This window comes from Snodgrassella sp. ESL0324 (genome assembly GCF_013344955.1).
Classification (GTDB): domain Bacteria; phylum Pseudomonadota; class Gammaproteobacteria; order Burkholderiales; family Neisseriaceae; genus Snodgrassella; species Snodgrassella alvi.
The window spans coordinates 22,590-43,279 of the sequence record NZ_JAAEDS010000004.1 but is presented as its reverse complement, the minus strand read 5'-3'; the positions used below and the strand labels follow the sequence as shown (position 1 = coordinate 43,279).

Annotated in this window: 15 protein-coding genes; 6 read left to right on the top strand and 9 right to left on the bottom strand. The window is 43.0% G+C overall.

Going from position 1 to position 20,690, the window contains the following annotated elements:
- Positions 1-10: 10 nt before the first annotated feature.
- The 8 genes from GYY70_RS00990 to tssH form a co-directional block, all read right to left on the bottom strand.
- Positions 11-463: a hypothetical protein gene (locus tag GYY70_RS00990; RefSeq protein WP_174830952.1), complete on the bottom strand. Its 453-nt coding sequence runs from the start codon at positions 461-463 to the stop codon at positions 11-13.
- 212 nt (positions 464-675) lie between these two features.
- Complete coding sequence (gene tssL, locus GYY70_RS00985; protein ID WP_174830951.1) at positions 676-2,025, bottom strand: type VI secretion system protein TssL, long form; 1,350 nt, start codon at positions 2,023-2,025, stop codon at positions 676-678.
- Positions 2,022-3,368 (bottom strand): type VI secretion system baseplate subunit TssK, encoded by a 1,347-nt coding sequence (tssK, locus tag GYY70_RS00980; protein WP_174830950.1) that lies wholly within the window; start codon positions 3,366-3,368, stop codon positions 2,022-2,024. Before tssK ends, tssL begins: the two co-directional genes overlap by 4 nt.
- A 19-nt stretch (positions 3,369-3,387) precedes the next feature.
- Positions 3,388-3,924: a type VI secretion system lipoprotein TssJ gene (gene tssJ / locus GYY70_RS00975; RefSeq protein WP_174830949.1), complete on the bottom strand. Its 537-nt coding sequence runs from the start codon at positions 3,922-3,924 to the stop codon at positions 3,388-3,390.
- 72 nt (positions 3,925-3,996) lie between these two features.
- Positions 3,997-4,485, bottom strand: coding sequence for an Hcp family type VI secretion system effector (locus GYY70_RS00970; RefSeq protein WP_025329759.1), 489 nt, complete (start codon positions 4,483-4,485; stop codon positions 3,997-3,999).
- Positions 4,486-4,575: 90 nt separating this feature from the next.
- Positions 4,576-6,084, bottom strand: coding sequence for a type VI secretion system contractile sheath large subunit (gene tssC / locus GYY70_RS00965; protein ID WP_025329758.1), 1,509 nt, complete (start codon positions 6,082-6,084; stop codon positions 4,576-4,578).
- Between the two features lie 43 nt (positions 6,085-6,127).
- On the bottom strand, positions 6,128-6,679 hold the full coding sequence (tssB, locus tag GYY70_RS00960; RefSeq protein WP_174830948.1) for a type VI secretion system contractile sheath small subunit: 552 nt from the start codon (positions 6,677-6,679) through the stop codon (positions 6,128-6,130).
- A gap of 56 nt (positions 6,680-6,735) precedes the next feature.
- Positions 6,736-9,405 (bottom strand): type VI secretion system ATPase TssH, encoded by a 2,670-nt coding sequence (gene tssH, locus GYY70_RS00955; RefSeq protein ID WP_174830947.1) that lies wholly within the window; start codon positions 9,403-9,405, stop codon positions 6,736-6,738.
- Between the two features lie 351 nt (positions 9,406-9,756).
- Here tssH and tagK point away from each other — a divergent pair, with 351 nt between their 5' ends.
- Genes tagK through tssA form a run of 6 tightly spaced genes read left to right on the top strand, consistent with a single transcriptional unit; the run spans position 9,757 to position 16,085 of the window.
- The gene (gene tagK / locus GYY70_RS00950; protein ID WP_174830946.1) at positions 9,757-10,725 is read left to right on the top strand and encodes a type VI secretion system-associated protein TagK; all 969 of its coding nucleotides are present in this window, start codon (positions 9,757-9,759) and stop codon (positions 10,723-10,725) included.
- Complete coding sequence (locus tag GYY70_RS00945; protein WP_202984428.1) at positions 10,706-11,548, top strand: type VI secretion system accessory protein TagJ; 843 nt, start codon at positions 10,706-10,708, stop codon at positions 11,546-11,548. Before tagK ends, GYY70_RS00945 begins: the two co-directional genes overlap by 20 nt.
- Entirely contained in the window at positions 11,541-12,047 is a 507-nt protein-coding gene (gene tssE / locus GYY70_RS00940; RefSeq protein ID WP_174830945.1) for a type VI secretion system baseplate subunit TssE, read from the top strand. The genes GYY70_RS00945 and tssE overlap by 8 nt, the downstream gene beginning before the upstream one ends.
- Before the next feature lie 9 nt (positions 12,048-12,056).
- On the top strand, positions 12,057-13,940 hold the full coding sequence (tssF, locus tag GYY70_RS00935; RefSeq protein WP_174830944.1) for a type VI secretion system baseplate subunit TssF: 1,884 nt from the start codon (positions 12,057-12,059) through the stop codon (positions 13,938-13,940).
- Entirely contained in the window at positions 13,940-14,992 is a 1,053-nt protein-coding gene (gene tssG, locus GYY70_RS00930) for a type VI secretion system baseplate subunit TssG (RefSeq protein ID WP_025329751.1), read from the top strand. The genes tssF and tssG overlap by 1 nt, the downstream gene beginning before the upstream one ends.
- Before the next feature lie 7 nt (positions 14,993-14,999).
- Entirely contained in the window at positions 15,000-16,085 is a 1,086-nt protein-coding gene (tssA, locus tag GYY70_RS00925) for a type VI secretion system protein TssA (RefSeq protein WP_174830943.1), read from the top strand.
- 248 nt (positions 16,086-16,333) lie between these two features.
- On the opposite strand, the gene GYY70_RS00920 is transcribed toward tssA, so the two are convergent.
- Positions 16,334-20,359, bottom strand: coding sequence for an autotransporter outer membrane beta-barrel domain-containing protein (locus GYY70_RS00920; RefSeq protein WP_174830942.1), 4,026 nt, complete (start codon positions 20,357-20,359; stop codon positions 16,334-16,336).
- Between the last annotated feature and the right edge of the window lie 331 nt (positions 20,360-20,690).

Here is a 20,690-nt window from a genome sequence, read left to right as displayed (position 1 = left end):
TTTGCTTTTGCTATCTATTTTGCTGGATTTTTAATAAAGTTTCCCGAGGATATAACCCCTCTGTCGGGAATTTTTCTATAACTGCTATCGCACTGCTATTTCCTGCATTTTCAGTAAATACGATTAGCAACCGATGACCTGTTTGAACTATGGAAAACGGTATTAGTTTTTTGCTATGCTGGAAATAACGTTTTTTTCCCAGCTGCCGTAAAGCCTGCACTGCCGTTGCTTCATCCGGATAGATGAGTTCTAGAAGAGCCAGCTGAATTGGCGTGACGGTACTGTCTACAGACCTAGTATGCAGGTCAATACCATCCACTTTGGTTAGCAATTTCTCCATCCGCAGATCCAGATTACGGCTGACAATAGTATGTATCTGTTCAGCAGGAATGCGCTGCACAGATACCTGTACAGAAAGTTGCTGCTTAATGAATTCAATAAAAGCACGTTCATCAGCATTCATATCTGATGCCAAACAAATAAAACTACTTAAGCCCAGCGAAATGCATAAAAAATGTTTCAATATATTATTCAACATTTTCATCATCACACCTTTTCATGAGATAAGCCAAAGTCTTCTGCTCTCCAATCGGACTTGCACCAACAAAAATTTTGACACACCTCATAATTGATACCTTAATGCCATACACAGCGATATCAGAATTTATCACTATTTCATTCCGTTACAACAATATCTACACGGCGATTTTTTGCTCTGCCTTGCGCTGTATTGTTGTCATCTACCGGCGCGGTGTCACCTAAACCGATAATTTTCAACCGCGATGCAGCCACACCTTTCTCTGTTAACAAAGAAGCGACTTCAGCAGCCCTTTTTTCAGATAAAATCTGGTTAGAGGGAAATTCAGCAGTATGAATAGGCTGGTTATCGGTATGTCCTGTTACCATAACTGTACCGGATACTTTGTTTATTTCACTGGCAACCTTATCTAGTACAGGTATTATCTTTGGATTAACCGTTTTTTTACCCGGCACAAACATAAAATCTCCAAGGAAAGTCACCTGGCTTTGCTGGGCATTTTCATTAACACTAACGACCCCGCGCTCAATTTCATCTTTCAGTAATGATTTGAGACGCAACACACCGGTAGTGGTAACAGCCGGCGGAGGTACAGCTTTGCCTATAGCCGCAATCCGTTGCTGCAATTTTGTATCAGTACCAACGATCTGAAATTTGAACCAAACAAAAATAACCAGTAAAAAACAGGTAAAAAATGCTGCACTTGCCCAAACCGGTATCCAGTGCAGCCGGCGGAGTCTGCCTGCGGCGTCAGCCAGCCAGTGCGGCGACAAATCCCGGGCAACCGGATCTCGTCCGCTGCTGATAATGGATAACAATTGCTGACGGATCAGGTCAAGTTGTTTCCGGCCATCCGGCCGCACACTGTACCGGCCTTCAAAGCCTAAGCTCAGGATTCGGTAAATTACTTCAAGTACATCACCATACTCCTGAGGATTTGGTGAAAGACGACCGATAAGTAAAAATATTTTCTCGCCGCCATAGCTCTCGTTATGAAAAACAATCAGCAGACTTTTCCGTGCCCATGCACCGCCACCACCCCAGGAGGTTTTGTTTGCAGCCTCATCCAGTGCTGTACACAGACAATAACGTACTGCCAGTACATGTTCACGGCGCAAATTTGCCTGATCACACAATGTTTGATAAATGTGAACTTCGCGTATAAGCAATTCGCGCAAGCTCTCAATACCATTATCATAAGAATCAAGTTGTGTTGGCATGTTTGCCAGTGTCAGCAATAATGGCTGTGCGGCTTCAAGCAATGGATTATCAGCAGTTTCAATATCTGCCAGTCGTTGTTTACTGTCCGGACCGGCATCAATATTAGCCATGATTTTTTTTGTATGCTGATCCTTAAACCACGGTGCTTCACTATGCTGATCAAACTCATATCCGTTTTGCTGCGATAATGATTCTGAAGCAGAGGATGCAATTGTATGTTGCCCCGTAATACCTGAATCACCGAGAATACTATCGAATTCATTCATTGATCACGTACTCCCCAAAGTTCAATCAGCAAGCCTGGAAAATCACCGGCAATATGCATGGCCAATCCGCCATAATGTGCGATGTGCTCCCATAGCGGACCTTCACGCAATAATTCAAAATAGACATATCCTGCATTAAACGGAATCTGACGGGGTGGTACCGGCAACGCCTGTAATACCATGCCCGGTAAATGAGAACGAATTAATTCCGGTAGACGATCGGAAGGTCCGATTTTAGTTTGAGCAGAAAACTGATGAACAAGTATATCCGGCGGTATCTGTGCTTTAACAGCCAGCACCATTGAACCAAAGCCTCGCAGTTCGGTTGGTTCTACTACAGCATTCTTGACGCCATAAGCTGCATCTTCCAGACGAATATGCTGCGCACTGCGAATTAAAACGGCATTGAGTAAATGCTGTACATCATCTACAACAGGTTTCAGACAATAATAAGGTGCTTCATGCAGATAAGGCGGATGTTCTACCGGACGCCGTGTATGGGGCCGGACAAATGTGGACAATTCACCAGCCATACTAAGTAACTGTCGATAAATAAACTCTGGCGATGTTGCACCTACTTTAAGTATATGAAAGAGTAATGGTTCATAACGGTTCAGAATTTGTAATAGCAAATAATCTGATACTTCAGCAGCTTCCGCACCTTTACCATGGCCACCAGTGAGCCTGTCAGCCAGAGAATCAGCACGCAGATGTGTCAGATCATGAATCTGTGATAACCAGGTCTGTAATAGAGTATTGGCTGTATACTGAGTCACCGGCGGAATAACAGTACTGTCAATCTCTACACCACCGTCTGAACGCAATGTGCTTATCCGCGCTATCGGCAGACCAATCCATGCATCAGTCAGCGCTTTTTTAGGCATTAACCGTAAGCGCAAATTACTTAATTGTACAGTTTTTGCACCCAGTCCGATTGAATTGGCATCCCGGACATCGCTTTCAAATACTGCATAACGGGCTAAGGATTCAGGATTATCTTCAAAGCTGGTTTCTTCTCCGTTCGGTGTACGAATCGGCAAAGCCAGATAAATAATCTGATCAAGATGTTCCGGCTGAATTGTCAGCGGCGGCGGCAATGGCGTATTTCCCGGTGCTTCAAAGGGAGTTCCGTCCGCAAATACACCGGCAATATCTTTCAGTACCAGCTTTCCCAGATTTAATGCTTCGTGATCGATGTCATAACGGGAGAATCCCCAGAAGAACGGCGACAACGGCGCACTACGACGATGTGCAAAATGTTCCAGATAACGTTCCTGTTGCTGGAAAATCTGCGGCAGCAGAAATTGCCCTTCGCTCCAGACCACTCGGTTGTACCAACTCATTTAGAGAAATTCCTCTGCTTTAATCCAGTTCAGTGACCACAATGGCCCTCTGTCCAATGTTAATATCCAGCTTTACTTTTTTCAGCGGCCACCACCCCCTATACCACGTGGCATACGGAGCTTCAGCAAGGCGGTAAGTTTCACGCCATTGTGATTGAGCCAGTCCGCGATAACCGGCCAGTACGCCGATTACTGTAGTTTCCGGATTTGTTCTGCGGCGAATGGTTTTAACCTCTCCCGGACGCAGAATAAACTCATCACTCACCAGCAGATCACCACCAAGCATTGATTTATCATTATCCTGTAATGAGTAAAAATCTGCTGAAGTAAAAGCGTTATCATTCTTTAATTCGTAAATTCGCACCTGTATAGGTGCAGCACGACCCTTTTCATCAGGATTGACGTTTTCCGCAGCTTCAATGCGCAAATCAATACTGGTTTGTTCCTTAATCGATGGTCTTGTGCTGGTACAGCCGATAAGACCTGTCAGCAAGGTCATCGACAAGAAAATAAGCACAATGCTCCGATGAAGAAAAGTATTTACATATGTAACCATACGTCGTCCTGTGCAGCACACCAAATACCGGCACCAACCAATTCAAACTGGCTGGTACCGGTATACTCAGGTTTAAGCTGCGTCTTTGTTTGCTTTGAAGTCGTAACCTGCAGTAACAGTACCGCCGCTGCCACCCTGCTGATTCTGAACAACATATTCCTGCACGATGGAAGTGAATGACAAACTAACGAATTCACGCGGAGCCATTTCACCGTCACGACTACCACTAGGCATTACTCGAGATACAATTAAATCCTTGAAAGTGTATTTCAAATATTCCAGAGGAGTACCGCCCGGTTTACGCATTGTCAAAACAGCATTGGCAATGTGTTTACCTGTAGTACAGTACTTGAACAGGTTCGGGCTTGCACGATCGATGTAATGTTCAAATTCAAGATCATTTACTGTAACCTTGCCAGAACCCAGACCGCTACCAGTATGCATTGAAGACTCCTGGTGAACTGTCCATGTCCAGTTCAGCACTTCGATTTCATTTTTATGTTTGTCATCTAATGCTTCACCTTCAATACCATCAATTTTTAAAAATATATCATGAGCCATTATTAGCTTCCTTTTTAAAGTTAAAATTACCTACTACATATTCGGGCAATACAATATTGCAGTCCGAAATTCATTCTATGATGTTACTGTTTATGCATTTTCTTTTTTCACAGACGGCAGCTTGGTAACCAGACGCAAAGATCCGGTCAGTCCTTCAAGCTGGAAATGCGGACGCAGGAAGAATTTGGCATCGTAGTATCCCGGATTGCCTTCGACTTCTTCCACTACTACTTCTGCAGCAGCCAGCGGACGGCGCGCTTTAGTTTCCTGTGATGAATTCACCGGATCTGCGTCGACATAATTCATAATCCATTCATTCAGCCAGCGCTGCATATCTTCACGCTCTTTAAATGAACCAATTTTGTCGCGTACGATACATTTCAGAAAATGCGCAAAACGTGAGCACGCAAACAGATAAGGTAAACGTGCAGACAAATTAGCATTGGCTGTAGCGTCCGGATCATAATATTCCTGAGGTTTTTGCAGAGACTGCGCACCTATAAATGCTGCGTAGTCTGTATTCTTGCGATGAATCAGCGGAATAAAACCATTCTTTGATAACTCTGCTTCACGACGGTCAGAAATGGCGATTTCGGTCGGGCACTTCATATCCACACCACCGTCATCAGTCGGGAAAGTATGACATGGCAGATTTTCAACGGTACCACCTGACTCAACGCCGCGAATCATGGTACACCAGCCAAAGTGTTTAAATGAACGGTTAATGTTAACACCCATGGCGTAAGCGGCATTACTCCATACATATTTGCGATGATCTGATCCGTCTGTATCTTCTTCAAAATCAAATTCATCTACCGGATTGGTTTTAATGCCATATGGTAAACGTGCAAGGAAACGCGGCATAGCCAGACCAAGATAACGTGAATCTTCACTGGCACGCAGTGAGTTCCATGGAGCGTATTCCAGATTCTGGGTAACAATTTTGGTTAAATCGCGCGGATTAGCCAATTCCTGCCAGGAATCCATTTGCAGTACAGCCGGTGACGCACCGGCAATAAACGGCATATGTGAGGCAGCTGCTACTTTGGCAACTGAACCAAGCAGATCCACATCCGGTGGTGTGTGATCAAAATAATAATCAGCAATCATACAGCCATAAGGTTCACCACCAAGCTGACCATATTCTTCTTCATAAATCTGTTTGAATAAAGGACTCTGATCCCATGCAATGCCTTTAAACCGTTTCATGCTGCGGCGCAAATCATCTTTAGACAGATTCATGAAACGAATTTTCAAATGTTCATCCACCTCAGTATTGGATACCAGATGAAACAGACCGCGCCATGATGACTCCAGTTTCTGGAAAGATTCATGATGCAGAATCAGATTGATCTGCTCGGAAAGTTTATGATCAATTTCAGCAATAATAGCTTCAATACTTTTATAAGCATCATCACTGATGGTTACTGAATGAGACAGTGCCTGTTCTGCTAAAGTTTTAACTGCCTGTTCAACAGCCTTGGCAGCCTGATCAGTTTTAGGTTTAAATTCTTTGGTTAGTAAATTGCTGAATTCGGATTGCGCAACCGGGCGTTCTGCCACTGCGACATCGGATTGCTGTTTTGACTGTGTAGCCATAAATACTCCTCAATACTTACAAATAGACTCTGAGCGCGGGTTATTACTTGCTATCCGCAGGTGCAGATGCCCCGGTTTTTTCTTCAGTTGCTGACTGTGGTTTTGGTGCTTTGGCCAGTGCCTGCAACAAACCAGGATCCTGTAGCAGCCGGTTAACTAAATTCTCAGCACCGGATTTGCCATCCATATAGGTTTGCAGGTTAGCCAGCTGGGTACGTGCATCCAGCAATTGTTTCAGAGCATCAACTTTTTGTGCCACGCGTGCCGGTGAGAAATCTTCCATACTCTCAAAAGTGATATCAACCATAAGCTGTCCGTCACCTGATAAGGTATTTGGTACGGCAAATGCCACACGAGGCTGAATGGCTTTCATCCGTTCATCGAAATTATCGATATCAATGGTCAGAAATTTGCGCTCTGCAACCGGTGGCAATTCTTCTGCCGGTTTACCGGATAAGTCTGCCAGCACAGCCATGACAAATGGCAGCTCGATTTTTTTCTCAGAACCGTAAATTTCAACGTCGTACTCAATTTGCACCCTTGGCGCACGATTGCGCTGAATAAATTTCTGGGCGCTGCTGTTAACTACCGCCATATTTGCTTCCTTTACTATTGTCAAATAATACCGGCCTTAACCGGCCATTTAGTTTGCTACTTTGTAGATATTTCACCAGCTAACCGTGCCTGAAAAACAATAGGATCTTCGCTACGGTTCGGATCAATGCTGATATCAATGCATTCCAGAACATTCTTTTCGGACAATGCCTGCAACCAATAACGCGATAATGCCGGCAGAATATGCTGTTCAATATAGCCAATCAGTAACCTTGCGCCCGTTTCATGCATCGGACAGTGTTGAATGATATGGCTGACCAGTGCTTCGTCATAATGTAATGCAATACCGTGCTGTTCCTGCATTCGTTGTACAATACGATCCAGATGCATTCTGGCAATACTGCCCAGTGCTTCATCAGCCAGAGGCAGATAAGGTATAACTGTCAGACGACCTATAAATGCTGCAGGGAAATGCTTGCGCAATTCAGGCATCAGTGCTTCTTTCAAAGTACGCCAGTCAGGAGCAAGAGCAGGATCATCATAAAGCTGAGAAACCAGATCTGAACCAACGTTACTGGTTAGCAAAATAACGGTATTTTTAAAGTCAATATTTAACCCTTCGCCATCTTCCATCATGCCTTTATCAAATACCTGATAAAAAATTTCATGAACATCGTGATGTGCTTTTTCTATTTCATCCAGCAATACCACGCTATAAGGCCGACGACGTACCGCTTCTGTCAGAACCCCACCTTCGCCATAACCAACATAACCCGGAGGCGCACCCTTCAGTGTTGATACGGTATGCGCTTCCTGAAATTCACTCATATTGATTGTGATGAGATTCTGTTCACCACCATACATGGCCTCTGCCAGTGCAAGAGCAGTTTCTGTCTTACCTACACCAGAAGGACCGACCAGCAAAAATACACCAACCGGTTTATTGGGATCAGTTAAACCGCAACGTGATGTCTGTATGCGCTCTCCGATCTGCAACAGCGCCTGGTTTTGCCCGATTACCCGTTGTCCCAGATATTCGGACAGATTCAGTACTGCCCCTACCTCATCTTTGACCATGCGTCCGACCGGAATACCGGTCCAGTCGGAAACAATAGCTGCAACCACTGTTTCACTTACTTCCGGAAAAACCAAAGGCATATCGCCCTGATGCTGGCGCAAAACCGATTCAAGCTCTGATAATTCAGACAATGCATCCGCTTCCTCACTGTTCTGACAGCGCTCACGTGCTGCAAGAACTTTCTCAACTGCTTTCAGCTCCTCTTTCCAGCGCATTTCTTCTGTTTTTAAATCTTCAGATAAGGCTGAAATTCTGGCTTCAATCTCGTTAAGATCGCCTGCATAAACACCTATACGCTGCTGTTTGGATAATAATTTATGTTCTGTCTGAGCCGCTTTTAACTGCTGTCTCAGATACTGCACTCTGCTGGGAGGTGTATGCAAAGACAGTGCAACCCGGGCACAGGCAGTATCCAGCAGACTTATCGCCTTATCCGGTAGCTGCCGTGAAGGAATATAGCGGTGAGACAGCTTAACAGCAGCACGAACAGCATCCTCTAGCACAATAACACCGTGGTGTGCTTCAAATGTTGAAACCAGACCTCGCACCATATCAATGGCTGCAACCTCTTCCGGTTCTGCAACCTGTAAAACCTGAAAACGCCGGGTTAATGCCGGATCTTTTTCAATATGTCGTTTATATTCACTCCAGGTAGTGGCTCCAATCGTGCGTAACGTACCTCTGGCCAGCGCAGGTTTAAGCAGATTGGCAGCATCTCCGGTTCCTGAAGCACCTCCGGCTCCGACTAAAGTATGCACTTCATCGACAAACAGAATCACCGGCTGAGCAGAATTGGTCGCTTCTTCCAGCACGGATTTCAACCGCGACTCAAACTCCCCTTTCATACTGGCACCAGCCAGCAGGGCGCCGACATCCAGAGCCAGCAGGCGTACTTCAGCCAGACTTGGCGGAACCTCTTTTTGCGCGATAGCCAGAGCAAATCCTTCTACCACTGCAGTTTTACCAACACCGGCTTCTCCGGTCAGCAGCGGATTATTCTGCCGGCGACGCAACAGAATATCGATCATCGTGCGTATTTCGTGTTCACGACCAATCACCGGATCTATTTTTCCCTGTTTTGCCTGCTCCGTCAGATCCGCACAGTAACGAGTTAAAGCAGATTGGCCATCCTGACCGGTACTGGTTAATGACTGACTGGCCTCTCCGGGAGAGGCCGGAGTAAAACCAGAATTGTCATAGGCTTGATCCGCAGACTCCGGAGATCCGGCAACAACACCGGGTAAAATATCTGCCAGTCCTTCCTGAGGAATTTTGGCAAATGCAGCAGAAATGCCAACCAGTACACGCCTGAGCTCAGGAGTCATCACCAGAGCAGCAAGTAACCAGGCACTGCGGATTTTGTTATCATTAAATGTTAATGTTGCATAAACCCAGGCACGTTCAATTGACTGATCAATATAGTGGGAAAAGTCACTTATAGAGCTTGCTCCCGATGGCAACAGCAGCAAACTGCGGGAAATATCCTGTTCGATTTGTGCCAGATCAATGTCAAAATGACGCAACACTCGTATCACATCGCCATCATTTAATTGCATAAGCTGGTGTATCCAATGCACCAGTTCAACATAGGGATTTCCGCGCAGCTTACAGAAAGTCGTAGCTGATTCAATAGAGCGAAAAAGTGTTGTATTCAGTTTACCAAACAATGCCTGGCGCGAAATATCCATACTGGTTTACCTACTCCCCAACTCAAATATTCAAATTGTTTATGCATGTAAAATCTGTAATAAAAATAGATTTACACTACATTATAAATATTATTTAACAAAAATTAAATTAATTTAAATTTTAATATGTTTATATATAGGATACAAGAATAAATCTTGCTTAACAATTCAAAAGATAAGATAATAAACAATTATATGCCACAGATGCATACATTTTTTTACAGAAATAGATTTATTTTTCTTTGCTAAATATAATATTTTATTACTTTTTATATAAAATTATGAAATAAATGTTAATCAATCCATAATTCAGACAAAGAGGACTTGGCGTGTTATTGTCGGGAAAGCGTTATGAACAGTACGCTGTTATTACGTCTTGACTACCTTCGCGGGATCAAGATTGGTGAAGTCTATGAATTGAAAGATTTCGCTTTTTTTATGAAAAATGCGATATATGATCTTCATGTTGAGGAAGCTCCTGAAAACGAAGATTTAGCATTATGCTTTCAATATTCAGAAAACGGATGGCAGCTGTTAAACAAATCTTCAGCAGTACATTGCGCTGTAAACGAAATCACCCTGACACCAAATCACCGGTTTCATCTGCATGATGGCGATATTCTCGAATGGGGATTATCTATCTGGCAAATTAACCCTGAAGAACAAATATATACGAACCCAGAATTTGAAACAACCAATATTATTCCGTCAACTAAAGAAATAATGCCTTTAGAGCTGACGTGGTTTGATTCTCAAAAGCAAAAAGAAAATGCGGAAGAAAATCCTTTTGATCTGATCATACCCAATCTGCCGTATGAATTATTGGAAAGCACGGCATTTAAAGTTAAGGATTCATCTCAGGAAGAATCACCAGCCGAAACTATTTTTCATGAGTTATTACAGGAATATTGCCATGCTCTGGATGCACCGCAATTATCCGATAATGACTATGTCTGGCAAAAGAGACTGCTGCAAAACAATATTTCAAGTTCAGCGTCCACAATTAATCTTGCTGATCTTTCTGGCAATACTGATCCTTTAATGACATTACAGGATATAGTTTCCGGACCATTGAATATAGATGATATTTTTAACGGACTGGATAGTCTGAGAGAGGCAGAACTCTTTCACATTGAAGAAATACCAGAAGTCTTGCGCCTGTTTGCACCAGGCTGGCAACAGCATACCGGTCATACTCATATACCGCCTTCGCTGACCAGAAAAGACCATCATACTGTAAGTGTGGACAGTCATTACCGTATGACACAATTTTCTAATAATTATCAAAAGGATTCTACCGATGACAATCACCAGCAGTAATCATGATAAACCATCAACCCTACAACAATGGATGGCAGACCGGTCAATCACTACGCTGATTCAGGAGACTGAACAACAAATCAAAATTAGCCCGACAGACCCTGCTCAGCGCTGGCTGTTATTTCAGTTATTATGCCTGTTGGGTGACTGGCAGCGAGCATTGAAACAACTGCAGGTTTGTGCGCAAATGCAATCAGGATTTGAACAGGAAGCACATGCTTACAGAGGGCTGATTACCTGTGAAATCTATCGGAAAGAATGTTTTGCCGGCCGCAAACGTCCGGGATTTATTCAGCCACCACCAGCTTGGGTGGATCGGTTACTTGACGCAATTACCCTGAATCAGTCAGGGAATGAAGAAAAAGCTGATGAAATCAGAGAAGGAGCACTTGGATCCGGTAAAGATGTTTCCGGTGTTATTGAACCAGGCGGTGAATTTGCATGGATTGCAGACAGTGACACATGGTTAGGTCCTGCTATTGAACTGGTAACCGGAGGTATCTATACATGGCTGCCTTTTGAACAACTAAGTGCTATTTCTTCTGAACAACCCAAAACTATTCTCGATTTACTATGGAAACCGGCACTGATAACACTGAAGGACGGATCAGAACACCACGCTTTCCTGCTTGCGCGCTGCTGTGACTCTGAATCAGCAGGGGAATCATTAATGTTATGCAGGGAAACAGTCTGGCAAGAGCACGGACAAACATCAGTACGTGCTCTGGGACAAAAAACCTGGCAAACAGATCAAAATGATATTGGTATCCTGGAAATGACTTCATGTACATTTACAGATAATAAAGAAGTAATAAATGGCTGAACAATTTCCTCCATTGCGTCCCAGAGAACACCTGTTACCGACATTATTTGATCGCTTACGCGATGATGCTCCGGGACGCAAAACTGAAATTTCAGATAACTATACAGTCTCTGCCGGCCGGTTACGTGAAATTGTTCAGCGTGATCTGATGCTACTGCTCAATACCACAAACCTGGAAGATGAAATAGATGCGGGGAAATACCCTCAGATTGCTTCATCAGTAGTGAATTATGGTGTTCCGCCCATCGCCGGTCAGTATATGCATGAACGCAAATGGGCAGATATTGAAAAAGCTATTCGCCGGGCAATCCTGCGTTTCGAACCCAGGCTGGAGGCCTCTACATTAGGTGTTGCCCCACTCATGAAAGATGAAACAAAACTGAACTATAACGTTCTGTTGTTTGAAATACGCGGCCGGATTCTGACTGAACCATATCCGACATCATTCATTGTGCAAAGTGCTTTTGATCTAGAAACCAACAGGATTAGCATCATCTGACAGACAATCATGGATCCATTATTACTCGATTACTACAATAAAGAACTGACCTACATGCGTGAAATGGCAGCTGAATTTTCACGCCAGCACCCCAAAATTGCCAAACGTCTGGGTATGCAGGGCATAGATATCGCTGATCCTTATGTAGAAAGGATGATCGAAGCTTTCTGTTTTCTGACTGCCCGTACCCAGTTAAAAATTGATGCTGAATTTCCCCGGTTTACACAGCGTCTTCTGGAAGTCATCTATCCGAATTATGTTACACCAACACCGTCCATGGCCGTAGCACAACTGCATCCTAGCCATACGGAAGGTGATTTCATAAATGGTTTTAAGGTACCCAGACATTCATCTTTCCGCGCCGGCATTCCAGTTGGAGAAAATACAGTCTGTGAATTTCGCAATAGTCAGGAAGTTACTCTATGGCCAATACAGATTACTGAGGCCCGATTAACGGCAGCACCTCCCGATATGCCCTTACTGAATCGTTACTTACCGGCACATATCAAAGTTGCCGGAGCCTTACGCCTGACCCTGCATACTTTTGGTGAAATCAATTTTAATCAGATTCAAGGACTGGATCGGCTGCCTATTTATCTGTGCGGAGAAGAAAGAATTGCTTCACATCTTTTTGAACTGCTGCACACCAGTGCTGTTGCAACCATAGCCGGCCAGCCCGGACAATTTACCGGTTCACTGGATATTAATGTACGTGATGCAGTCGTACACGAGGGTTTAGAACCGGGTCAGGGTTTACTCCCCCTTACCTGGGATGTTTTCCACGGACATAACCTGCTGCATGAATATTTCAGCTGTCCGGAAAGATTTTACTTTTTTACACCTACAGGTCTGGCCACAGGTTTACATAAAATCAACGGTAATAAAGCTGAGATTGTTATTTTACTCAACCGCATTCCTGATAGCTGGCTGATCAATCAGACAACCGCAGATCAGTTTGCTCTGTTCTGCACACCGTTAATTAATCTGTTCCGTAAACGTACCGATCGTATTGAGCTGGATACAACACGTACCGAACTACATCTGGTACCCGATCGCTCGCGACCACTTGATTATGAATTTTATACTATCGAAACCGTACACGGATTAAGAGCCAAAACGACAGAAGAGCTAACGTTCCGCCCGCTTTATCATACTCTTAATAATGATGAAGGTAATTATGGCCGCTATTTTTCATTGCGCAGGGAACAACGCAAACTGTCCAATAATGCACGCAAATACGGTACACGCACTAATTATATCGGCACTGAAATTTTTCTGTCTCTGGTTGACCAGAATGATGCGCCTTATCCGGAATATTTGCGATACCTGTCAGCTACAGCTTTACTTACCAATCGTGATCTGGCCACTCTGGTTCCCCGTAATGGCATTGATGACTTGTCTATTGATGATTCAGTACCAGTAGAAAGTATCGGTCTGATTCGGCCACCACGCCCGCCACGCGCACCTTTTGCAGAACGAGAAATTGCCTGGCGTCTGATCCGGCAATTATCCTTCAATTATCTGCCATTATCAGATATGGCTCACCGCCCGGGAGGGCAGGCATTAAGGGATATGTTACGGCTGTTTGTACCGACACATGACAGCCCGCAATTACGCCAGATACAAAGCCTGATCGGGGCAAAAACGGAACCGGTTACCCGACGTTTACCAGGAGCAGGTCCTTTAGTTTACGGACGTGGTATTAAATGTGAACTAACCATTGATGAAGATGGATTTTCCGGTGTCAGTCCTTATTTGTTCGGTCTCATTCTGGAGCATTATTTGTCGCGTCATGTCGCTATTAATACTTTCACACAAACTGCATTACATAGTATTCAGCGCGGACAAATCGCACTTTGGCCGGTACGTATGGGCGGAAGGGGTGCCATCTGATGAATCAGCCAGCTGAACCGGTAAATACATCCGATAGCACTTGGCATGAGACTCTTAACAGGGCAAGTGAAACACCATGGCGTTACGGATATCTGAGTCTCATGCGCCGATTTGGCGCACAGTCTCAGCTAAAAATGCCAATAGGACATGCCGCACTTCCTCAGCAGGAACCATTTCGGCTCGGGCAGTCACCTTCTCTGGTATTCGCGCCTCGCGAAATTGCTGATGCGTCCCTGACATCAGAAGGAAATTTTCGAATACGGCTATACGGACTCGGTTTATGGGGAGCAAACGGTCCGTTACCGATGCACTATACCGAAACTGCCCTGAGTCGGCGGGACAGTAATCGTGACACAACATTAGTTGATTTTACAGATCTGTTTCATCATCGTTATCTGACACAATTTTACAATGCTTGGCAAAGTGCGCAATCAGCCGGTGGCGGGCTGGACAGAGGCGATGCAGAGGATTTCTCATTTTATATTGCCAGCCTGAGCGGACAAAGCCTTGATGAAATTACTGACAGCCCGCTTCCCTCTCATCCCAGACTGGCAGCCGGGGCACATCTGGTACGTGAAGCACGTAATCCGGATGGTATTACCTCAACATTAGCATATTATTTTGGCGTCCCGTTTAATCTTCAGGAATACGTATTACACTGGATCCCGGTTGCTGATGAAGAGCGTACCCGTCTAGGAATTCCCGGACCGGCATCTGTTATGGGTGAAGGTGCTCTGGTAGGACAAATGGTACCGGATCGCCAGCATAAATTTCGCCTGACGATTGGTCCCTTAAATCTGGACAACTACTTACATTTTTTACCTAACGGGCGTGATTTACCGAGGCTAATCGAGTGGGTCAGGGCTTTTGTCGGTTATGAGTATGAATGGGAAATTCAACTCCAGCTTAATCCGCGTTCAGCCCCACCGGCACAAATTGGGGCTGACCAGCGTCTGGGCTGGACAACATGGCTGGGACAATCAATAGACGATCTTCCGGTTACCGGCATGACCTATCAACCTGAACAATATGCCGGCATCAGAAAGTTGTGAGGAAATAATGAGTAACAAAAAATCAAAAACAAATCCAAAATATGCCAATCTTCTTGGGCCTGTGTCTGATGAGCAGCCCTGTGGCAGCAACCTTGAATACGATCCGGAATTTCTGCTTTTACTTTCTAATTCTACTGAACAGCCAGAAGCGCAATACGGGGATTTTGTAAACAAACCGGAAGGCGTAAACTGGAATGAAGTCGAACGTGATGCATTGAGATTGCTACTGCGTACCAAGGACATCAGGATTTATATTATCTTGCTTCGCAGCAAAATCCAGCTTAATGGTGCTACAGGCTTGCGCGATGGGTTAGAGTTACTGGAATTAGCCTGTAGTACTTATCCGCAAGATATCTATCCGCAGATTGAATCTGATGAAACAGGTGATGAAGAAGATGCGGCTCTGGTACGCAGCAATGCTCTGGCCGCACTAATCGATCCGGAAGGTGTAATGGCAGATATTCGCAGTATTACTTTATCAAGCAATTCAGCACTGCGGCTGCAAATCAGGGACGTGGAACGATCTTTATCGATACCGCGCCCTGCTGATGCACTGGCTCCTGATTCCGTTCGGCGACAACTGGTAGATTTACGTTTACGTGCCAATCAGGCTCTGACAGCATTGGATGAAACTATACCAATTCTTGATAAGCTGCAAACCTGGGCTGATGAAATCCTGAAAAATACAGCACCAGATTTAAATCCGTTAAAAAAATTACTGAAAATATTACAGGATAATGAAACCCGGGCTGCACCAAAACGCGAAACTATTGACGAAAACAATATACAAGCAGATACACAAATAGTTTCCAGTGAAACATCAATCACTGAAACTGCAGAAATGACTCTTTCTTCTCCGGAAGAAACAATAATAAATGAGTCAGAGAAGTTTTTGCCGGCTGCGATTACCGACCGCTTTGATGCACTTCAGCGTATTGAAGACATCCGTAACTGGTTTGAAGCTCATGAACCAAGTAGTCCAACCATTCCGCTGCTACGTCAGGCTGAACGCATGGTCGGCAAACGATTTTCCGAAGTAGTTAACACTATACCATTGGAACTGCTGCAGAAATGGGATGACTCCGAATCATAAAACCCAAGATATTTTTAATTTCTCTAATATTATCTATTTAATTAAAATTATTATATAAGTTCAGTATCAATTATTATTCTTATATAATCAATATTTTAAATATAAACCTTGCAAATTTATCATTGTAGTCACTAATGCAGTTATATTGATTTACCTACCAGATTAATGCACTATCAATTAATAAAAAAGGATTGAATCATTCATGATTCAATCTTTTTTATTGTTCTGATTGAATTATCGTAATCTTATTACCAGTTAACTTTCAATCCTACAGAACCATTTACCGGTGATTTCACATGTGAATCTCCGCCATTAGACCATGTATGACCAATTTCACCATAAGCTTTCACCTTATCGGTAATATCATAACTACTACCAATAGCCATTTCAGTATCGGCATGAGAAGCTCCGGCATTCAATGTAGTTGATGCAGCCTTTGTTTTAAAGGTAGTGTGATCTGCACCATTTGGTGAGTAGAAGAAATTAACCCGGGCATAAGGATGGAGCACACCTTTATTTACCTGATAATTACCTTCCACACGACCGCCCAGACGGAATAACCACGCATTATCATGATCCTGTTTAACCGTGGTATTACCACTGATATCAGTATCATTTAAATCCAGCCATTGATGAATAATCTGTGCCTGAGGTTCAAATTTCCAGCTGCTGCTACCAATAGCAAATGGCTGACCGACCTCAACAGAAGCAGTAACACCATGGCCTTTTTGTTTACTATTTGAGGTGCTATCAGGTTTGATATCTACATTATGGCGTGCACCCTGTAATACAACATCCATATAGGCACCATTATCTCGGGTGTAATTACCATAAGCACCAAGGAAATAAGATTTAGTACTATTTTTACCAACCTTACCATTAATGCCGCTGGCAAAACCGTTTACATCAAGATTTCCATGTAAATAACCTAAGTAGCCACCAATACGCAGACCATTATTGCTCCAGATATCGCTACCAACCTGCAAACCGGAATAGTTACCTTTACTACGGGTATTAGCTGTTCCGTTCTGACGAATATCGCTGCGATTAGCAATTACTCTGCCCCAGCTCATCCGTTCATCAGGAGTAGGAGTAGCACCAATACGTTTATGCATATCACCGAGCATCAGACTGTCTGCCTGATGTAACTGGGCACTAACTGCACTATATAAAGGTACTTCTCTACGATAAGTTGTTTTTGTACCGATTTCCTGCATTTTTTCAGAGTAAAGATTCCATTTATTATCTTCACTCTTTTGCAACCTGTATTCATATGCACCGGCATCAACATGATCGCGAAGTAATGTAAAAATATCGCCATCAGCAGTACCATCAACGGAGACAATTTCAATACCATTTGTACCGGCTGTACTTGCCCCCAAACCACTAACTTCAGTTAGATCAATGGCTGTCTCACCACTCGCATTTCCACCAATATGTAATTTATCAGCATTATTTTGCTCAGGTGTTACTTCCAGAAGCAGTTTACTACCCTTTTCACCATGATAGTCACCCTGAATATTCAGACGGTCACCAACATTACCGTTAACCAGATTAATATTACCGGCATTGTTTACATTACCTGAAATAGCAACCTCATTCTTGCCGGAAGAGTTGTTAATCTTATCAAGTTGTACTTCCGCCCCAGATCCGATATTCAGGTTTTGTGTATTAAGGTTACCGGTTAGAGTTAGTCTGGCTGATTGTCCGAGATGGATATTTTCCCAGTTAACAATACCCGCATCACCTGCACTATTACTGGCAGAAGAACCGCGAAGATTAGTATTAAGGTAGAGTTGGTCATTACTGTTGTCTTTACTATCATCTATATCATTGCCACCGTCCAGCATAGTAAGACCAGTAATATCAGCACCATTATTGATAGTGAGAATATCACTACCATGACCCAGATTAATATTACCGGTTACTTTTGCTCCGCTATTAATGGTAAGTAAGGAGTTGCTATCGCCATCTTCAATTGCAATACCTGATGCAGCAGAAACATCTGCTCCCTTATTAAGGATAATACTACTGTTTGAAGCTGGTAAACCATTGGTAGAGATGCCTGCACCGGTACCACCCACCACCTTACCTGACGTTTCTATTGACACAGCTCCGCCAGTTGCATTTATTATACTGATACCATCAGTACCGCCAGTAATGCTTCCTCCGGTCTGATTTACTGCTATAACTCTTTTCTCACCAGAATCCGCCCAGTTAATATTAGTTGCCTGTATACCAGCACCACTAGTACCTGTTACATTACCTCCGGTTGTGATTTTGGTATCACCTTTACCTAAATTTGTCGCAGCAATTCCGGTTTCTTTACCTTTAATACTACCTGTTGTCTGAGTAATATTGATTGCATTCGCTGTTTCACCATTGTAAGCAGAAATGCCTGTGCCATTTATTCCCAGTTCGTCTGCAATCACTGTACCTGCAGTGTTAATAGTTGTAGATCCGGTACCGGAATTAACAGCATTGATGCCTGCTGCGTCTCCCCGAATTTCACTGCTGTCTTTTAACTGATTAATATTGATATCAGTTGTATTAGCACCATTTGAAACAATAATTCCGTTACTAGTATTGTATTTATTACTATTTAAATCCTCAGGATCTTCTAATACTGTTTCAGTACTGGTTGCCTTTACCTTTCCGTTAATTTCAATATTAGTAGCACCTGATCCATGATTATTAACTTCAATACCACTGTTAAAACCAGTTATATCTCCATCATTCTGAGTAACATTAATTCCCTCAGATGAAGCTCGGGTACTATCTGCAATGTTCTTACCGGCTAATTTCTGACTATTGTACCAATCATCTATGCTTACATCATCTGCATCTGCATCAGCTGTACCTGAAACCGCCAGAATACCTGCACCTGCATTACCTGTTACCTGACCGGATGTTTCCACTGATACTGCACCGCCGGTCGTATTTATTGCACTGATACCATCAGTACCGCCTGTAATGCTTCCTCCGGTCTGCTTTACTGCTATGCTGCTTTTCTCACCAGAATCCGTCCAATCAATATTAGTCGCCTGTATACCAGCACCACTAGTACCCGTTACATCACCTCCGGTTGTGATTTCGGTGTCACCTTTACCTAAATTTGTCGCAGCAATTCCGGTTTCTTTACCTTTAATACTACCTTTTGTCTGAGTAATATTGATTGCATTCGCTGTTTCACCATTGAAAACAGAAATGCCTGTACCATTCTTCTCCGGTCCATCTGCAATCACTGTACCCACTGTGGTAATAGTTGTAGATCCGGTACCGGAATTAACAGCACTGATGCCTGTTGCTGTACCCTGAATTCTACTGCTTTCTTCTAATTGATTAATATTGATATCAGTCGCATTTTCTTGATTTTCAGCAATAATTCCACTACCAGTATTAAATATGTCACCATTCGGATTCATCGGATCTATGGTATCATCAGTATCCACAGGTACTGATCCGGTTCCCGTTCCTTCGCCTGTAACATTTCCGCTAATATTGATATTGATAGCATCAATACCCTGATTATTCACCACGATTCCATTAACTGAACCTTCAATATTGCCTGTTTCAGCCTGACTAATATTAATTGCTTTTGAGTCTTGCCCATTATCTGCATAAATACCCGCCTTAGCTTGTACCGTACCGGCAACATTTATATTGGTAGATCCTTTACCGCTATTAGAAGTTGTAATACCAATATTTTCACCCTTAATAGTACTGCTGCTTGCAGTCTGGTTTACAGTCAAATTGGTAGTATCTTCAGAATTGGTTATTGAAACAGCATCGTCAAATTTTGGTGTATCTGTATCACCTGGTATCATTTCATTCCCTGACGAAATAACATCTCCGGAAATATTGATTATTGTTTCGCCTGTTCCGGAATTTATTCCCCAAAGACTGCCTGTCTGGCCGGTACGTTCGCTTTCAACTCTTATATTTTGACCATCCGCCAAGCCAAGAACGTCAAAAATCCCTTCCTGTGATGTAATTGGATCAACAGAAGGAATACCAATGAATGCATTATCCTTGCCATCAGGTCTGTCCCTATCTGAAATGACAAGTTCCCCTGCTGCATTAGTACATATCTGATTTTGCTCCGAAGTAGAAACACACTGAGCCTGAGCTACATTTGCAGTTAAAGCCAGTGCACCAATCACTGTTGTGACAATCTTGGCTCCAACTACTTTCCCACTTTTGCGAGCCAACTCAGAAGTTACAACATAAGTCTGTTCTCTGGCATTCCAAATTAATTTATATATCTTATTCATTGATTATAATCTCAAGATTAAAATTTAAACTTAAATTTTATAGTTAACTTTAGTTAATACCAATAACATCTAATGCAATTCATATTAACACTTTATAAAGAAAATAATCAATTTTTATATTTTTAGAATTTTAAAATAAATATTATTATATAAAATTTTATTCAATTAGTTTTAATTGCATTTAATTTTAATGTATAGATTACAAAACAGATAGAGATTTATTTTATATGAATAACATATTGAAGTACTGACCCGAAGATTTAATGAATAATAGAATTTTTTAAATAACTGATTAATAGTAAAATGCAGTATTTAAAGTTATTTACTGTTA

What these genes read in the sequence shown, in the direction of transcription:
- GYY70_RS00990 (WP_174830952.1), bottom strand. Translation starts at nt 463, where the DNA reads ATGAATGCTGATGAACGTGCTTTTATTGAATTCATTAAGCAGCAACTT.
- tssL (WP_174830951.1), bottom strand. Translation starts at nt 2,025, where the DNA reads ATGAATGAATTCGATAGTATTCTCGGTGATTCAGGTATTACGGGGCAA.
- tssK (WP_174830950.1), bottom strand. Translation starts at nt 3,368, where the DNA reads ATGAGTTGGTACAACCGAGTGGTCTGGAGCGAAGGGCAATTTCTGCTG.
- tssJ (WP_174830949.1), bottom strand. Translation starts at nt 3,924, where the DNA reads ATGGTTACATATGTAAATACTTTTCTTCATCGGAGCATTGTGCTTATT.
- GYY70_RS00970 (WP_025329759.1), bottom strand. Translation starts at nt 4,485, where the DNA reads ATGGCTCATGATATATTTTTAAAAATTGATGGTATTGAAGGTGAAGCA.
- tssC (WP_025329758.1), bottom strand. Translation starts at nt 6,084, where the DNA reads ATGGCTACACAGTCAAAACAGCAATCCGATGTCGCAGTGGCAGAACGC.
- tssB (WP_174830948.1), bottom strand. Translation starts at nt 6,679, where the DNA reads ATGGCGGTAGTTAACAGCAGCGCCCAGAAATTTATTCAGCGCAATCGT.
- tssH (WP_174830947.1), bottom strand. Translation starts at nt 9,405, where the DNA reads ATGGATATTTCGCGCCAGGCATTGTTTGGTAAACTGAATACAACACTT.
- tagK (WP_174830946.1), top strand. Translation starts at nt 9,757, where the DNA reads ATGAACAGTACGCTGTTATTACGTCTTGACTACCTTCGCGGGATCAAG.
- GYY70_RS00945 (WP_202984428.1), top strand. Translation starts at nt 10,706, where the DNA reads ATGACAATCACCAGCAGTAATCATGATAAACCATCAACCCTACAACAA.
- tssE (WP_174830945.1), top strand. Translation starts at nt 11,541, where the DNA reads ATGGCTGAACAATTTCCTCCATTGCGTCCCAGAGAACACCTGTTACCG.
- tssF (WP_174830944.1), top strand. Translation starts at nt 12,057, where the DNA reads ATGGATCCATTATTACTCGATTACTACAATAAAGAACTGACCTACATG.
- tssG (WP_025329751.1), top strand. Translation starts at nt 13,940, where the DNA reads ATGAATCAGCCAGCTGAACCGGTAAATACATCCGATAGCACTTGGCAT.
- tssA (WP_174830943.1), top strand. Translation starts at nt 15,000, where the DNA reads ATGAGTAACAAAAAATCAAAAACAAATCCAAAATATGCCAATCTTCTT.
- GYY70_RS00920 (WP_174830942.1), bottom strand. Translation starts at nt 20,359, where the DNA reads ATGAATAAGATATATAAATTAATTTGGAATGCCAGAGAACAGACTTAT.